We start from the raw sequence: 16,947 nt of genomic DNA on the forward strand, positions 1-16,947 counted from the left end.
AAGGGGGAGCAAAGATGAAAAAGATGAAACTTGCGGTTTGCCTAGCGACTTTGATGGGCACAGCCGGATTGATGGGTAATGCGATGGCAGCCGACAACCTGGCTGACTTCCATGCTCAAAACCAAGAGTGCGATAGCTGCCATACAGCCGATGGCGAGCTGTCCAACGACAGCCTAACTTACGAGAACGCTCAATGTGTTTCTTGTCACGGTACCCTTGCTGAAGTGGCTGAAACCACTAAGCATGAGCATTACAACGCCCACGACTCTCACTTCCCTGGCGATGTTGCCTGTACCTCTTGTCACAGCGCACACGAGAAGTCTATGGTTTACTGCGATTCTTGCCATAGCTTCGATTTCAACATGCCTTATGCGAAGAAGTGGGAACGTAATGAACCTTCTATTGCAGAATTGGCAAAAGATAAAGCAGAACGTCAAGCGGCTCTTGCTAGCGCACCTCGCGATACCGTAGACGTTGTTGTAGTGGGTTCTGGTGGCGCTGGCTTCTCTGCCGCGGTATCTGCCCATGATAATGGCGCAAAAGTCATTCTGATCGAGAAAGAGCCTGTTATCGGCGGTAACGCTAAGTTAGCCGCGGGTGGTATGAACGCTGCTTGGACTGATCAGCAGAAAGCTAAAGATATCAAAGATAGCCCTGAGCTAATGTTTAAAGACACCATGAAAGGTGGCCGTAACATTAACGATCCAGCGCTTGTTGAAGTGTTATCTTCTCACTCAAAAGGTTCTGTCGATTGGATGACCAAGATGGGCGCAGACCTCAATGACGTGGGTCGTATGGGTGGCGCCTCGGTTAACCGTTCACACCGTCCAACAGGTGGTGCTGGTGTCGGTGCTCATGTTGTACAAGTGCTGTACGATAATGCGCTTGAGCGTAACATCGATATCCGCATGAATACTCGTGGTATCGAAGTGCTAAAAGATGACAGCGGTAAGGTTAAAGGTATCCTGGTTAAGGGTATGTATAAGGGTTACTACTGGGTGAAAGCCGATGCGGTAATTCTGGCAACCGGTGGTTTCGCGAAGAACAATGAACGTGTTGCTAAGCTAGATCCTAAGCTAAAAGGCTTCATCTCTACTAACCAACCTGGTGCAGTGGGTGATGGTCTAGATGTCGCAGAAAACGCTGGCGCAGCGATGAAAGATGTTGAGTATATTCAGGCGCATCCAACACTGTCTGTTAAAGGTGGTGTGATGGTAACTGAAGCGGTACGTGGTAACGGTGCTATCTTAGTTAACCGTGAAGGCAAGCGTTTCGTTAACGAAATTACCACCCGAGACAAAGCTTCTGCGGCTATCCTGGGACAAACCGGTAAGTCTGCTTTCTTGATTTTCGATGATTCAGTTCGTAAGTCGCTGAAGAAGATCGACAAGTATATCGGCCTGGGTGTTGCACCAAGTGCAGATAGCCTAGAAAAGCTGGGTAAGATGGAAGGTATCGATGGTAAGGCATTGACCGAAACCGTGGCACGCTACAACAGCTTTGTCACTAGCGGTAAAGATGCTGACTTCGAACGTCCTAACCTACCACGCGCACTAAACGTAGGTAACTACTACGCTATCGAAGTCACACCTGGTGTTCACCACACTATGGGTGGTGTGATGATCGATACTAAAGCTGAGATCATGGATGCTAAGAAGCAAGTTATTCCTGGTCTGTATGGCGCAGGTGAAGTGACTGGTGGTGTTCACGGTGCAAACCGTCTTGGTGGTAACGCTATCTCTGACATCATCACCTTTGGTCGCCTAGCGGGTGAAGAAGCAGCGAAATACTCTAAGAAGAACTAAATCTTCTTAATTAACCTAACTCATAGGTTACTAACATAGTTTAGCAACATCCCAAAAGGTGGCTAGGAAGCCACCGCCAAAGCCACGGTCTCCGCCGTGGCTTTTTTGTATACGGATATGCTTATCCCCGGTGGCCAAGGAAGGCCAGAGAGGGGATTTGTGTCTGGAACACTTATGCCAATGCCCAGGGATGGAAGGCATTGGTATTTGTATACGGATATGCTTATCCCCAGTGGCCAAGGAAGGCCAGAGAGGGGGCTTGTGTCTGGAACACTTATGCCAATGCCCAGGGATGGAAGGCTTGGGTGTTTCTCTATCGATCACTTTTTAAATTGTTTGAGAGAGTAATAGCTGTTAACTTTTTGCGATTACTGAATAAAGTCTAGGTCGGTGACAAAGTTACACATAGTGTATACCTGTTGAGTCAGCAATATTAGTTAACCGCGTTATTTGAATTGTCAGTTGAGAGAGACGCTGTCATTGCGGCAGGTTGAGTCGGCTTCTAGTACCTGTGATAAGCTGTCGAATCGTTTGAAAATGGAGTTTTAAAAACAATGAACATTAACGCAACGCTCTGGGGACAAGTGTATTTTGCCCTTGCCCTTTTGGTGATTTACCTGACAATTAGGTTTGCAAAAGGAAGTGCTAACAATCTTGCGTTAGTTGTGTTTTATTCTTGTCTGTTAAATTTTATCTTTCCGCCTGTTGGATGGTTATATTGCTTCTATTGGTTTAGGCGCAGCGCTTCAGCGCAAATCAATGAATAGCAAGTTGAGGCTATAATCGAGTTTAGTAAAGCCGACTGTAAGTCTAAGTGTCACTTGTGGTGGCTGTTTGGGTGTTATGCATTAACAAGGAAGTAAGCCAAGGATTATGGACAGAGTCGTTGAAGTGTTAAAGGGTGAAGGGTTTAACGTCAGGCTTAAAAATCGTAAAGCCGTCGTGAAGTTAGATGGCTTGGCTAATCTTGTTACTGTGAGTAAAGATATTGCCGAGGATGAATATAAGCTTGGTACAAACGATTGGGGCATGTCGTTAGCGGCGGTCTTAATCCTTATACTCGGGCTTTATGGATATCAGCACCAGAGTGGTAGCTTCATTAATGCCGTTTTTATTGCTGGAGCCCTCTGGCTGTTTGTCGCCGTGTTGCTTACCGAGCTTAAAATGACAAAGTTGCGTGCCATTGTGGATAAGCTCAATCGAGAAAGACAAAGATAACAAGTAATTATCGCAATATCACAGTAGTCACTGTGCTAGACACAAATTAATGTCAGGGGGTAAACATGGATGTGACTAAGAAGCAGTTAGATGCTGCGGCGCGGGAAAATATCATTTCAGTTCAGCAGGCTGAAGCCCTTTATCAGTTCTTGGCGGCTCAGCCTAGTGCTAACCCTAAGTTTACCTTTACCCATGTGCTCTACTATTTAGGTGGGCTTATCGCCATCGGCGCGATGACACTTTTCATGAACTTAGGCTGGGAGTCATTTGGGGGCGCGGGCATTTTATCTATCTCAATGCTGTATGCGGCTATTGGCTTAAAGTTGACTAATAGGTTTTCGGCAAGAGGCCTCACCATTCCTGCTGGCATTTGCGCCACCTTCGTCGTCTGTTTAACGCCTTTAGCGATTTATGGGCTTCAACAATGGTTAGGCGTGTGGCCAGATTCGAATACATATAGAGAATATCACAGAGCCGTAACCTGGCATTGGTTATACATGGAGCTTGGTACATTAGTTGTCGGTGTCATTATTGCGTGGCGATATAAATATCCTTTTTTAATTATGCCTATTGCAGTCACGCTCTGGTACATGACGATGGATATAACGGTTGTGATCTCGGGTGATGACATAACCTGGGGGCTGAGATCCTTAGTCTCATTGTATTTAGGCCTATTAATGCTTGGTCTCGCTTTTTGGGTCGATATTCGGTCTCACCATAAAGCTGACTACGCCTTTTGGATCTATATTTTTGGGGTTATTGCTTTTTGGGGTGGGTTAACCTCTCAGCACTCTGATAATGAACTGTCTAAGTTTATCTACTTCTGCATTAATCTGTTGATGATTGGCGTTGGCGCGCTGCTCGTTCGTAGAGTGTTTGTGGTTTTTGGCGCCCTGGGCAGTTGCGGATATTTGAGTTATCTGGCCTATGATGTCTTTGAAGATAATTGGCTGTTTCCAATAGCCTTATCCATTATTGGGCTTGGAGTGGTGTATCTTGGTGTGCTTTGGCAAAAGCATGAAAAAGTTATTACGGAAAAATCGAGAGCTCTACTTCCGGCGCCACTAAGGGCATTATTGGAATCCAAGTCGTAAATCGCCTCTTTTGATGTTTTATGCGCTAATAAAAAAGTCGCCAACTGGCGACTTTTTATTGATTAAACAGCAGTGCAATCAAGATTACAGGCTGGGTTCTTCGCTGTAGTCCTGACCGTGGTATTCAAGGCAGGCATCGACTTCGTTAGCCGAACCTAAGATCACCGCGACGCGCTGGTGGATCTCACTTGGCTGAATATCCATGATGGTTTCATAGCCGGTAGAGGCCTTGCCACCGGCTTGCTCAACCAGGAAAGACATAGGGTTCGCCTCATACATCAGGCGCAGTTTGTAGGGCTTCTCTGGGTTCTTGTTGTCGGCCGGGTAGGTAAACAGGCCGCCGCGTGACAATACGCGGTGCACATCGCCCACCATGGCCGCTATCCAGCGCATGTTGAAAGACTTCTCACGCGGACCGATTTTGCCCAGTAGCAGGTCGGCGATATATGTCTGCATCGGGGCTTCCCAGAAACGCTGGTTTGACATATTGATGGCAAACTCGCTTGTGTCCTTGCTAATGGACATGGCTTCGTTGGTCAGCAGGTATTCGTTGGTTTCTGGGTTTAGGGTAAATAGCTGTACCCCTTGGCCTGTGGTGAGGGCCAGCATGGTGGATGGTCCGTAAAGCACATAGCCTGCGGCAACTTGCTGGCGACCTGGCTGTAAGAAGCTCTGCTCGCTGAGTTCACCCTGAGGTGCTGGCAGTACAGAGAAGATAGTGCCGACCAGAGAGTTGATATCGATGTTTGATGAGCCATCGAGAGGGTCGAAACAGACCAGGAAGTCGCCACTTTCACCCACTTCAACGATATGATCTTCCTCTTCTGAGGCCAGACCGCGAACCGAATTGTCGGCCTTTAGCGCGTCTTTAAGCATCTCGTTAGTGATCACGTCGAGCTTCTTCTGAGTCTCGCCCTGAACGTTTTCCTGCTCGGTGGCACCGAGTACGCCGGCGAGGGCGCCATGACGCACCGCGTGACTGATCGCTTTAGAGGTATCGGCCAGTGTGGTCAATAGCTGGGCTAGCGGGGCTTGGATCCCTTGAGTAGTAAGGTGTTGTGCCAGAGTTTGCATGTTATTTCCTATGACATTTGGAGCTAGGCTCACCATGGAGGTCAGATCGTATTTATAAATGCTAGTTATGCGGGCGATTCTACCCCAGTTGAATCATTTTTTCAGCGGCAATTTAGCCTGCCAAGATCGCGGTTTTTGTTTTATGTCACTTTAGGGCACAATGCTAGCCTGCGATTTGTTGGCTTTTAAACCTGTTTTATATCCAGGACATAATAATGACTAAAAAATGGATAAGTTCAGCCTTATTGGCGGTGCCTATGTTTTTATCTCAAACGGTAAGTGCGTCACAACCTCAACTTCCTCAGCCGGTCGGCGGTATGGAACCTTTAACCATAGAAAGACTCTATGCTTCGCCTGCGCTCGCGGGCAGTAGCCCCAGAGGGCTTAAGCTGTCGCCTGATGGTAAGCGGGTGACCTATCTGGCGGGACGCAAGGAAGATCAACACTTCTATGATCTCTGGCAGATGGAGGTGGCTACGGGCAAGCAGAGTATCTTGCTTGACGCTGATAAGCTGAAAAGCGCTGAGTTGTCAGATGAAGAGAAGGCGCGGCGTGAGCGTCAGCGTATCTATGGTCAGGGGATCATGGAATATTTTTGGGCAGACGATAGTCAGGCGCTCCTGATCCCGGCATCGGGCGCCCTCTATTACTATTCGTTGAGCGATAACAAGGTCACGCCGCTGCCTGTGGGCGAGGGCTTTACCACAGATGCTAAGCTGTCGCCTAAGGGGCATTATGTCTCTTTCGTTCGGGATCAAAATCTCTATGTATTTGACCTGCGCAGCCAAAAGCTGACCGCCCTGACCACAGATGGCGGCGGTGCGATTAAGAACGGTATGGCCGAGTTTGTCGCCCAGGAAGAGATGGACAGGATGACGGGCTACTGGTGGGCGCCGGATGAGTCGGCCATCGCCTTTACCCGCATCGATGAGTCCGGCGTTGAGCTGGTGACTCGCAATGAGATCTATGCCGATGGCATCAAGTTGACCGAGCAGCGATACCCCTATGCGGGTAAGAATAATGTCGTCATCGACTTAGGTGTAGTTACGCTGGCCGACAAGCAGGTGCGCTGGGTCGACTTGGGTGAAGAGAAGGATATCTATCTGCCGAGAGTGAAGTGGTTACCAGATAGTCTGCAGCTCTCTTTTCAGTGGCAGAGCCGAGATCAGAAGACATTAGATCTGCGCATTATAGATCTGCGCAGCCAAGATGCACCCATGACCATGATCCGCGAGGAGAGCGATGCCTGGGTGAACTTAAACAATGATCTGCATTTCCTTAAAAAATCGCCTCAGATGCTATGGGCGTCAGAGCGTGATGGCTTTAATCATCTTTATTTATTTGACTTGCAAGGACGACTGCTGAAGCGGTTGACCAAAGGCGATTGGGCTGTGGATGAGTTAGTGCATGTGGATGAGCAGGCGGGCTGGGTCTACTTTACCGGTCGCAAGGCCAGCGTGGTTGAAAAGCATCTGTTTCGCGTGCCATTAAAAGGTGGCGCGATTGAGCAGCTGAGTCAGCGTAGTGGTATGCATGCGCCGGTGTTTGCCGACAAGGAGTCTATCTATCTCGACTATTTCAACAGCCTGGCGCAGCCGCCGCAGATCAGTTTGCATGACGAGCAGGGCAAACATCTGGCTTGGGTAGAGCAGAATAAGGTGGATAAAGCTCATCCCCTCTATCCATTCTTTGGTCAGTGGCAGCTACCCGAGTTTGGTCAGATAAAGGCTGAAGATGGTCAGGCGCTGCAGTACCGACTGTTTAAACCGACGCAGTTTGACATCACTAAGCAATATCCTGTGGTGGTGCGCGTCTACGGTGGTCCCCACGCTCAGCTGGTGGTCAATAGCTGGAGTGAGCACGACTATTTCACTCAGTACTTACTGCAACAGGGTTTTATCGTATTCCAGCTGGATAATCGTGGCTCGGCCCATCGTGGTACCAAGTTCGAGCAGGTGATCTATAAACACCTGGGCGAAGCCGAGGTGAACGACCAAAAAGCGGGTGTCGATTATCTGCGCGGCCTTAGCTATGTGGATGGCAAGAATATTGCCATCTATGGTCACAGCTACGGCGGTTATATGGCCTTGATGAGCCTGTTTAAGGCCCCTGATTACTTCAAGGCTGCCATCTCGGGCGCGCCAGTAACCGACTGGTCGCTGTATGATACTCACTACACCGAGCGCTATCTGTCACACCCAGAGACGAATGCCGAAGGCTATGAGGCCAGTAGCGTATTGCCGTATGTGAAAGGCTATCAGTCAGGGCTACTCATGTATCACGGCATGGCCGATGATAATGTGTTGTTTGAAAACAGCACCCGCGTCTATAAGGCGTTGCAGGACGAGGGCAAGCTGTTCCAGATGATAGATTACCCCGGCTCTAAGCACTCGATGCGCGGCGAGAAGGTGCGTACCCACCTGTATCGCTCACTGGCTGACTTTCTCGAGAGGCAGCTGAAGCACTAGGCTATCGCTCTTAAGCCTTAGCCCAAAATAAAAGCCCTGTAGCTTTTCGAAAGTAGCAGGGCTTTTTTGTGGGAATAGCAGTCCTAAAGGCAGATGAATTTGTTTTGAATTAACTTTAATAAAGTACAGCAAATTTAACTTATGCTAGATAGTCTAGTTGTTGAGTCTTTGTGCACCTATCAAAAGAAGCGAAATCGAAGAGATAGAGATACTAGTGTAAACACGATTTTGGCCCTTGACGACAGGACGTCGTCGTGGAGCCTCCAAGGATGGAAATTCGGCGTGCCAAAATTGTGCTTGCACATCCCTCGCCGGGTAGGCGATTCAAAGGAATGCAGCGTGATGATGTAAATTAGGTAAGTGCTATTAAGTCTTTAGGTACAAATACCAAAGCTATCCATCCATGGGTTTTGGCATAAGTGTTCCAGACACAAACCCCCTCTTAGCTCATCCATGGGCTTCGGGGATAAGTACAATCCATGTACAAATCCCCTCTTTGGCCTTCCTTGGCCACCGGGGATGAGTACAGTCCATGTACAAAAAAGCCAGTCGTAAGACTGGCTTTTTAAACTAAATCACATTTGCGCTAGCTGGATGTGATTTATGCTTCTTCTAAGTTACCGCAGAAACGATAGCCTTCACCGTGGATGGTAGCGATGATCTCTGGCGTATCTGGCAAGCTTTCGAAGTGCTTACGGATACGACGGATAGTCACATCGACAGTACGGTCGTGTGGCTTAAGCTCACGGCCAGTCATCTTCATCAGCAGGTCAGCACGGGTTAGGATCTTACCTGGGTTCTCAACGAAGTGCAGCATGGCGCGGAATTCACTACGCGGCAGCTTGTATGACTCACCCTGTGGGCTTACCAGTGAACGGCTGTTGATCTCTAGGCTCCAACCGTTAAAACGGTAGAATTCTACGGCACTTTTCTCTTCGGCTTCGCCGCCAGTGCTGTTGACGCGAGTCAGCAGGTTGCGTGCACGGATAGTCAGTTCGCGTGGGTTAAATGGCTTAGTGATATAGTCATCAGCACCAATTTCCAGACCCAAAATCTTATCAACTTCGTTGTCACGACCGGTCAGGAAGATTAGACCGATGTTATTGATTTCACGAAGCTCACGCGCAAGCAGTAGACCATTCTTACCTGGAAGGTTGATATCCATCACGACAAGGTTGATCTTGTTTTCCTGCATGGCTTTATGCATCTCTGCGCCATCATTGGCTTCAGTTACCACATATCCTTCAGCCTCGAAAATACTTCTTAGCGTGTTCCGGGTAACGGCTTCATCTTCAACGATCAGAATGTGCGGGTTTTGCATATTTATTTACCTAATTTTTGTTTAAAACTGTTCTAACCATGAGCGCTAGTTGGTGTTGCTGCGCCCTGTCTGTCTTCGCGACAATTACTGAACTCACGTAGGTGCTTTCATCTAACTATATTGAAACAGCAACACACTTCATGATTAGTAAAGCAACGTATCTCTTTCAAAAGAAACGCGAACTGTATTCACTTCGATTAATAGTAGTCGGCATTAGTTCCGCTAACTATTTAATATTTTCAAGTTTAAATGCTAAATCAGCCTAAGCTCACATTTTATACAGGAAATCGACTAACTTTTGATGACCTTGTCGTCGACAAGATGTAACAAAAAGTATTTCATCGTGAGATGAGTGGAAGTGAATCAACGAACTTATTGTACTCGTTTTAGTCATTTGTTAACAAATGAAATGTTAACAAAATTACCTGGAGATATGATGTAAGTCACATCTATTTTTTTAAGCCTTTGATTTTAAAGTTATTAATAAAATTTAATAAAGTGACCTACATCACGCTACTAGGAAGCTGGGTGAATTTTGCTATAATCGACTGAATCTAATTTAGGAATATTTTAGTGATGAGCACAGGCAACGAACACTTTTGGCAATGTTATCAACAAACGCAATTCCTACTTACTCAACCTTTCTCTTCTTCATTATCTTTTGCAATCATCACCGCTTATAACCCCAAAGGCAAAAACCTCTCCCCCTCGCAAAATCGTCTTCTGGATAAACAGTTACAACGCCACATTTTACGTCTGCAATATCCATATCGTGCTTTGATCGGTGCATCGACCGACAGAGGCCATATGGAGAAGAGCTGGGCGGTGTCATTAGATAAGGCCGATGCGGTGGAGTTAGGTAAGGTGTTTAACCAAAATGCCATCTACTTTGTGGATAATGACGAGCTGTATTTAGTGCCTTGCCTGGTGGATTATGAGGAGTTGGGTTTAGGCAAGTTTTCCTCTCGGGTCTGCTTAGTCAACGAACTACCTGACATCAGCAATTAGCACCTGCAGCTATTATGAATAGCTTTCATTGTGGCGTGAGAAAATAACGTTGACTTTTTATTCCGTTATTTGATAGTTTTCAAGCATCCTAACCTTAAGGTTAGCGATACAGAAGAGGAGCGTTAACTAGGTAGTAAGCTTGAGGAGTCCAAACTCCGATGATGGTTTATGAGGGAGATTAGCGCCGAGATAGAGAGATGTTTGGTTTCATCTGTTTATCGGTCGACTGGGCTGAATCCCATCGATTGTCACCTGTTAATTGGTGGAGAGCTTCTGGTGGCAATCGCTGTTTCCCGTCTTGGGGTGCGTCATCTTTGCACCAGGCTCTTCGAACGAAGTAAGTTCGGAGCGTATTCAATGTTATTTATCTCTTTTCTGTCACTATCAGCTACTTGGGTTGAGGTGCGCTAATGTCTATTGTTGTTGCAAAATTTGGTGGAACTTCCGTTGCCGATTATGAGGCGATGAACCGCTGTGCCGATATTGTATTGGCCAATCCTGAAACCCGTGTGGTGGTGGTCAGCGCCTCGAGCGGCGTAACCAATCTTTTGGTGGAGTTGACGCAGGAGCGCCTCGACGATGAACGTCGCCAGCAACTGCTAAAGTCGATTGCCTCGATTCAATATAAGATCCTAGATGAACTAGGCCAGCCCCATGAAGAGGCTGCCCGCCTAGACGCTATCCTTAGCAGAATTGCGACCTTAAGTGAGACGCTTGCGCAAAGCCGTGATAAGGCAGTCATAGATGAATTGCTAGCTCAGGGCGAGCAATGTTCATCTGTACTGTTTGCTGCTGTGCTAAGAGAGAAGGGCGAGCGAGCCAGTGCCTTTGATGTGCGTCAGGTAATGCGCACCGATAGCCACTTTGGCCGCGCCGAGCCTCAAATCGAGGTGTTGCAAAGCCTCTGCAGCCAACATCTACTCCCCCTGCTCGCTGAGCAGCGTATCGTGACTCAAGGCTTTATTGGCGCCGATGAACATGGCGCGACAACAACGCTAGGCCGCGGCGGTAGTGACTATTCTGCCGCATTACTGGCTGAGGCACTGGATGCATCGGCGGTGGAGATCTGGACAGATGTGCCAGGTATCTTTACTACCGATCCTCGTCTGGCGCCAAATGCGCGTCCTATTCCTGAGATCAGTTTTAATGAGGCGGCCGAGATGGCGACCTTTGGCGCCAAGGTGTTGCACCCGGCAACCATATTACCGGCCGTCAGACATAAGATTCAGGTATTTGTGGGTTCCAGTAAGGCGCCTGAGCTGGGTGGCACCTGGATTCGCCATCAAGTTAGTGAAGAGCCCATCTACCGTGCGGTAGCGGTGCGCCGCGATCAGACTTTGCTTAATCTGCACAGCCTGCAGATGCTTCATGCCCAAGGTTTCTTGGCTGAAACCTTTGCCACTCTGGCAAGACATAAGATCAGTGTTGATTTGATCACCACTTCAGAGGTGAACGTATCGCTGACCTTAGATAAGACTGGCTCAGATTCGGCGGGCAATAGTTTGCTGAGCGAGGCTTTGTTACAGGAGCTGTCGCAACACTGCCGTGTACGCGTGGAAGAGGGCTTAGCCTTAGTCGCGATTGTCGGCAATAAGATTGCGACCACCTCCGGCGTGTGCCGCCGTGTATTTGAGGTGTTAGAGCCTCATAACGTGCGGATGATCTGTCAGGGGGCCAGCCCACATAACCTTTGTGTGTTGGTGGCCGAGTCTGAGGCGGCTCAGGTAGTGAGCGCCTTACATAAGAATCTATTCGAAGGATAAAGATGAAACCGAGCCGTTCGATGCTTAAGATTGGCGAGCTAGCCACTGGTCAAGATCTTGAGCTTACTCTGTTTGAGTTTTCCCCCGAGGAGATCAGCGGGCCTAGCGTCTATATTCAGGCCAATGTTCATGGCGCAGAGGTGCAGGGGAATGCCGTCATTTATCAGTTGATGCAGGCGCTTGAGCAGGTTGAGCTGAGGGGCAAGGTGACCCTAGTCCCTCTGGCGAACCCATTAGGGATCAATCAAAAGAGTGGCGAGTTTACACTGGGCAGGTTCGATCCCATTACCGGGGTTAACTGGAACCGAGAGTATCTCGATCATAAGCTGGATATTGCCAGCTGGTATCAGGAGCATAGTCATCTTGGGGACCTAGAGCTTATTGCTCACTATAGGGCTCTGCTGGTAGAACGATGCCACAGTCGATTACATGAGCCTTGGGGGATCACTACTGGCCATAGGCTGGCGGTGAGTTTGCAGCAGATGGGGCATGAAGCGGATATCGTGCTGGATCTGCATACTGGTCCAAAGTCTTGCAAGCACCTCTATTGCCCTGAGTATGACAAAGATGCTGCCAAGGTTTTCTCTATTCCCTATACCTTGCTGATCCCCAATGAGTTTGGCGGGGCGATGGATGAGTCTATCTTCTGCCCCTGGTGGCAACTGAGCGAGTATTTATCCAGTCAGGGGCGTGAGCTTGAGGTGCCTGTATCGGCCTTTACCTTGGAGCTTGGGAGTCAGGAAAATATCGATCTGGCCGACGCCTTGGTTGATGTCGAAGGGATTTTGGCCTACCTCAGTCAACGAGGCGTGATTGGTGAGTGTATTGTGCCTGCAGATATGCCTAGGTATGCCTGTTATTTGAAAGATTACAAGAAGTACCATGCGCCACTGGGTGGTTTGGTGGAGTATAAGGCCAAGGTGGGGCAACCGCTTAATGCCGGCGAGCCACTCGCTAACATTTTACGTGTCGACAGGTATGGAGAAAAAGAGGCCATAGTGCCTTTAAGTCTGCCGGTAGATTGCGTGCCTGTGCTGCACTTTGCGTCGGCTTCAGTGTACCAAGGCACAGAGCTTTATAAGGTGATGACTAAGGTGTTTGCGCTTTAGCTTTATTGCTAGACCTGCTTAGTATGTCGATATGCAAAAAATAAAAAAAGGGAGCCAAGCGGCTCCCTTTTTCTGTTTAAGCTATCTACTTATTTACGACGACGTAGCGCAGCAAATGGTAGCATTAGCAGTGCAAACCAACCCAGTGAACCACCAGAAGATCTCTCTTCTTTGGCGTTAACAGTAATGGTTGCAGTACCCGCTTCACTTTCAAGTTCACCATCGCTAGCCACAACAGAGAAGGTCAGCGTGTGGTCACCCATTGGAGCGGTAAACTTAATTTCCGCACCACCATTGTTAAAGGTAACAGGTGTACCCGATGTTTGTGTCCAAGTGTAAGTGAGGCTGTCACCATCAACGTCTTTGCCGTTAGCCTTAGCGGTAACCACGAAGCCTTCGGTACTTGTCATACCTGTAGGTGCAACAGTTGGCGCATCGTTAACGTTGTTTACCATCACATTCACAGTCGTTACTTCGTTAAGGTTGCCTTCAGCATCCGTAGAAGTGTAAGTGAATGAGTCTTTACCGAAGAAATCATCTTCAGGTGTGTAGGTAACGGTACCATCTTTTTCAAGAGTCACTTCACCGTGTGCAGGCTCATCGACGATTGTCGCTTCACCTAGGGCACCCGCTGGTGCAACATCTATGATGCGTTGCGCATTAGCTGTCATGCCGTCACCAGTTACAGAGACGCGAGCTACTTTCTTAGTCACAGTGTCATTATCTAACACGTTTGCTTCCAAGGTCGCTTCTTCGTCAACAGAGAAGTTGTCTGTTTGACCTGGGTTGAAGCTAGTTGGTGTCGCAAGGTAGTCGATTTCTACGCTGCCTGAAGAGGTCGCTTGCAGTGCAACATAATCGTCAGTAGTAACAGTGCCACCTTGTCCATTGTAGTGGAAGGTTGTACCTACGCTACCGCTGATGTTTTCCGCACCGATAGTGACATTGCTTGGCATGTTAGGGATATCTAGGTAGTTGAACCAAATATCTTCTACGTCACCAGTTTGGATCCATAGGCTGAAGCTGTACTTGTTGCCAGAGGCATCAGCATATAGCTGAGCATCTTTCCATTCGACAACAATCCACTGACTCTCACCTGCGGCAACAACCTGAATGCCTAGCTGTCCACCACCAGTGTCGTCGGCAGTGCCGTCGCTTAGGTCGTAGTCACTCCAGAATGGTGCCAGAATGTTGTTTGGATTAGCGCTATCTGGTAGCGCCTTGTTGTTCCAAGTTCCAGACGTTGAACCGCCACCAACAACCGCAAGACCGTTGTCAGAGATAGTTAGCTGAGTGTAAGTCGCACCGTTGTACTTAAATGCCGGTAGGTTGAAGGTGAATGATTTCTCATCACATCCGTCGGCACAGGCAGGTACATAGGCGAGGTCTAAATCGAAGATACTTGGGCTTGCGCCGGTTCCTTTACCAGTCTGCATTTCTGGTAGTTCAAGTTGACCTACCCAAGTGATGCGGCCAAGAGCTTCATCGACTTCGAAACCATTTTGTGATGCGCCATTTAGCGTCACGGTCACATCGTCGGCAGAGGTAAGTTTAGTACCCTCTGGAGCCATAGCAGTAACGGTTACGGTATTTTCAAAGATAGTGTTGTTCACTACGGCTTTGATTGGCATATCTTCCGCAGCAGTCAGATCAGCCTTGGTTGCCATGGTAGAGATTAGTGACGCATCACTTGATTCTTTAGCTAGGATGGCAACGGGTAGGTGAGCATCTTGGTGAGATGCGCTCTTGATCATGACGTTACCGAAGATCCAAGCACCGTATTCACTGTAAGTTGAGTCAACGGTTACCGTGAAGGTTGCTGATTCGCCAGCTTCCAGCTCCAGTGATGAAGGCGATACGCTGATACCTGCGCTATCAGACGAAGCTGAAAGCTCCCAAGAGGTCTTCTCGTCACTCTTGTTGTATACGGTACGCGTGAAAGTACATGGACCAACACAAGAATCTGAAGCGATAGATGGCTTGTCGAAAGTCAGTACTGCTTTAGCCGCAGCATCCAAATCCATACGACCCGCACCCATTGCAAATGGGTCGGCTGGCGTTACTGCATCATCATCAAGCACACCGTCCATGTGCGCAGTAGAGGTTAGCGCTGTCTTGATGTCGTTGGCTGACCAGTCTGGGTGTAGCTGGCTCATCAAGGCTGCGGCACCTGCAACGTGCGGGCTAGCCATACTGGTACCTGTCATAGTGGTAAAATCAGTACCGTCTTGATCAGGAGAGGTTGCAGACAGGATAGAAGTACCTGGCGCTGCTAGATCTGGCTTCAGAATGTTTTGGTTACCGTTAGGGCCACGAGAGCTTGAGTCATTCAGAAGATCAGCAAACTTGCTATTAACGATACGAGTGACTTCTGCTGCGATAGTACCTGTTGTGTTATCGCCCAGACTTTCAAGAATTGCTGCGCCGTCTGCATTAGAGATCATTACTGCAGGCAGTGTTGAGTCTGGCATGTACATAGAGATTGGAGCACCTGGTACGCTGTTGTAAACGACCAATGCTTTCGCACCCGCAGCTTCAGCGTTTTCAGCCTTGGTTGCAAATGAACATGAACCGCGAGATATCAGTGCGATACCGTCTTTGAAAGAGTCGGCAGCAAACGGTGTACAGCCAAGGGTGTTTTCTGCATCGATATTAGCAGCAGCAATAATAGGTGCTGTGATATCTGTTTCTAACAGGCCATTGTTACCTTGCAGTGCAAGAATCTCTTCACCGTCAACGGTTAGGGCGTTAGCAAAGAAGCGACCCGTTGTGGTGTTAGCAACTGTAATACCTGATTCGATACAGGCTGGACAACCGATAGTTTGTGGGCCATTACCGTCGTTACCTGCAGCGGTAACAACTACTACGCCAGCGGCTTCAGCGGCTTCATACATAGCCTTGTATGGGCTGTTGGCTGGGTCGCCACCAGCGCCGCCACCCCATGAGTTATTGATAACATCTGCGCCATCATTAACGGCATGCTCCATCGCTTCCATTAGCATGATGTTAGAGCCGCCGCCGCGAGCACATTCTGAATTAGTAAACAGAGCTTTGTAGACCATGAGGTAGGCTGCAGGTGCAACACCTGATAGCTCAACTTCTACACCTTCATAGGTTGTAGTGACCTTATTACCTACAGAAGTACCGGCAACGTGAGAACCGTGGCCACCGTAACCTAGTGGGCTCATATGTTCATCGGCACACACTTCAAAAGTGGGTTGTGACCAACGGGCAACGATTAGCTTGTCGTTACAGAAGCTTGCATCGACTGTTGAACAGTAGTCATCGCCTGGCATTCCTTCAGTCGGTTTTGTGAAACCTTCGCCTGCAAACATTGGGTTTTCTGGACGAATACCTGTATCAATTACCGCTACGCGAACGTCTTTACCCGCGTTTTCCATACCAGAAACCGCTTCCCACATCGCTTCAGAGTTGATGACGTCGTGAGATGAATCCATGTTCACTTCGTACATGGTCTCTGGGTAGACAGACTTAACGTTAGGCATAGCCGCTAGCTGCTCTATGCTTAGGCCTTGACCAACAATTGTTACACCATTGAATAGGGTCTTAAAGCTTTGCTCAACTTTGGCGTTAGGCACTTTTTTCGCCAGTTCATTCACAAATTGTGATTGCTCTTTGGCGAGGAAGCTAGCATAGCTTTGGGCTGGTGCTGACTGTACGTTAACTTTTTGGCCTTTCTTAGGGGCTGTTGCAGCCAGTGAATCTATCCCGCCTTGGTATTTAGCTACTGCAGGAGAGTTCAGTTCAATGATGAAACGCTGCGGAGCAACTTGTGAAGGCTGAGAAGCTGCTGGCTTCTTATAGCTATCAGCAGAGGTAATTTCCGGAGCATATGGGTTTGCGGTGTACTGGTTGCTGGCTACAGCCGCACTCGAGATCAGCGCTGCTGAAATGGCTAGAGATAATTTAGTTTTCACAACTTCTTCCTTGTCAAATAGAAGTGTTTTGAGACACAAAACACTATTGGTATTGCTGTAACTTTGGTTACTAATACTTTCTTATTTTGTTGCTGTCGTGTTGACGGCTTGTTCTTTTTAACACAAAAGATTGCCAAAGTTAAAGCGGG

10 protein-coding genes and 1 riboswitch are annotated in these 16,947 nt (G+C 48.3%); of the genes, 7 read left to right on the plus strand and 3 right to left on the minus strand.

Annotated elements, in window-relative coordinates:
- The first annotated feature begins 14 nt into the window (after window positions 1-14).
- From L2712_RS01295 to L2712_RS01305, 3 genes are all read left to right on the plus strand, one after another.
- On the plus strand, window positions 15-1,805 hold the full coding sequence (locus tag L2712_RS01295; RefSeq protein WP_088905414.1) for a flavocytochrome c: 1,791 nt from the start codon (window positions 15-17) through the stop codon (window positions 1,803-1,805).
- An 873-nt stretch (window positions 1,806-2,678) separates the two neighbouring features.
- Entirely contained in the window at window positions 2,679-3,023 is a 345-nt protein-coding gene (locus L2712_RS01300) for a hypothetical protein (RefSeq protein ID WP_248976652.1), read from the plus strand.
- Window positions 3,024-3,088: 65 nt separating this feature from the next.
- Complete coding sequence (locus L2712_RS01305) at window positions 3,089-4,117, plus strand: hypothetical protein (RefSeq protein ID WP_033537868.1); 1,029 nt, start codon at window positions 3,089-3,091, stop codon at window positions 4,115-4,117.
- A gap of 84 nt (window positions 4,118-4,201) precedes the next feature.
- Here L2712_RS01305 and L2712_RS01310 read toward each other — a convergent pair whose 3' ends face one another.
- On the minus strand, window positions 4,202-5,191 hold the full coding sequence (locus L2712_RS01310; RefSeq protein ID WP_248976653.1) for a class 1 fructose-bisphosphatase: 990 nt from the start codon (window positions 5,189-5,191) through the stop codon (window positions 4,202-4,204).
- A gap of 215 nt (window positions 5,192-5,406) precedes the next feature.
- Between L2712_RS01310 and L2712_RS01315 the strand changes: the two genes are divergently transcribed.
- Window positions 5,407-7,659, plus strand: a complete 2,253-nt coding sequence (locus L2712_RS01315; protein WP_248976654.1) for a S9 family peptidase — start codon at window positions 5,407-5,409, stop codon at window positions 7,657-7,659.
- Window positions 7,660-8,260: 601 nt separating this feature from the next.
- Here the strand turns inward: L2712_RS01315 and arcA are convergent.
- Window positions 8,261-8,980, minus strand: coding sequence for a two-component system response regulator ArcA (arcA, locus tag L2712_RS01320; protein WP_033537875.1), 720 nt, complete (start codon window positions 8,978-8,980; stop codon window positions 8,261-8,263).
- A gap of 576 nt (window positions 8,981-9,556) precedes the next feature.
- On the opposite strand from arcA, the gene L2712_RS01325 reads away from it, so the two are divergent.
- The 3 genes from L2712_RS01325 (at window position 9,557) to L2712_RS01335 (ending at window position 12,860) form a co-directional block, all read left to right on the plus strand.
- Window positions 9,557-9,988 (plus strand): DUF3293 domain-containing protein, encoded by a 432-nt coding sequence (locus L2712_RS01325; protein WP_088905409.1) that lies wholly within the window; start codon window positions 9,557-9,559, stop codon window positions 9,986-9,988.
- A 104-nt stretch (window positions 9,989-10,092) separates the two neighbouring features.
- Window positions 10,093-10,269, plus strand: a riboswitch (Lysine riboswitch).
- 129 nt (window positions 10,270-10,398) lie between these two features.
- The gene (lysC, locus tag L2712_RS01330) at window positions 10,399-11,751 is read left to right on the plus strand and encodes a lysine-sensitive aspartokinase 3 (RefSeq protein WP_248976655.1); all 1,353 of its coding nucleotides are present in this window, start codon (window positions 10,399-10,401) and stop codon (window positions 11,749-11,751) included.
- Between the two features lie 2 nt (window positions 11,752-11,753).
- Window positions 11,754-12,860, plus strand: a complete 1,107-nt coding sequence (locus tag L2712_RS01335; protein ID WP_248976656.1) for a succinylglutamate desuccinylase/aspartoacylase family protein — start codon at window positions 11,754-11,756, stop codon at window positions 12,858-12,860.
- Between the two features lie 89 nt (window positions 12,861-12,949).
- Here the strand turns inward: L2712_RS01335 and L2712_RS01340 are convergent, their stop codons facing one another.
- Window positions 12,950-16,798 carry a S8 family serine peptidase gene (locus L2712_RS01340; RefSeq protein ID WP_248976657.1) on the minus strand — a complete coding sequence of 1,283 codons (3,849 nt, stop codon included), beginning with the start codon at window positions 16,796-16,798 and terminating at the stop codon, window positions 12,950-12,952.
- Between the last annotated feature and the right edge of the window lie 149 nt (window positions 16,799-16,947).

It is taken from the genome of Shewanella marisflavi (genome assembly GCF_023283925.1).
GTDB lineage: Bacteria > Pseudomonadota > Gammaproteobacteria > Enterobacterales > Shewanellaceae > Shewanella > Shewanella marisflavi.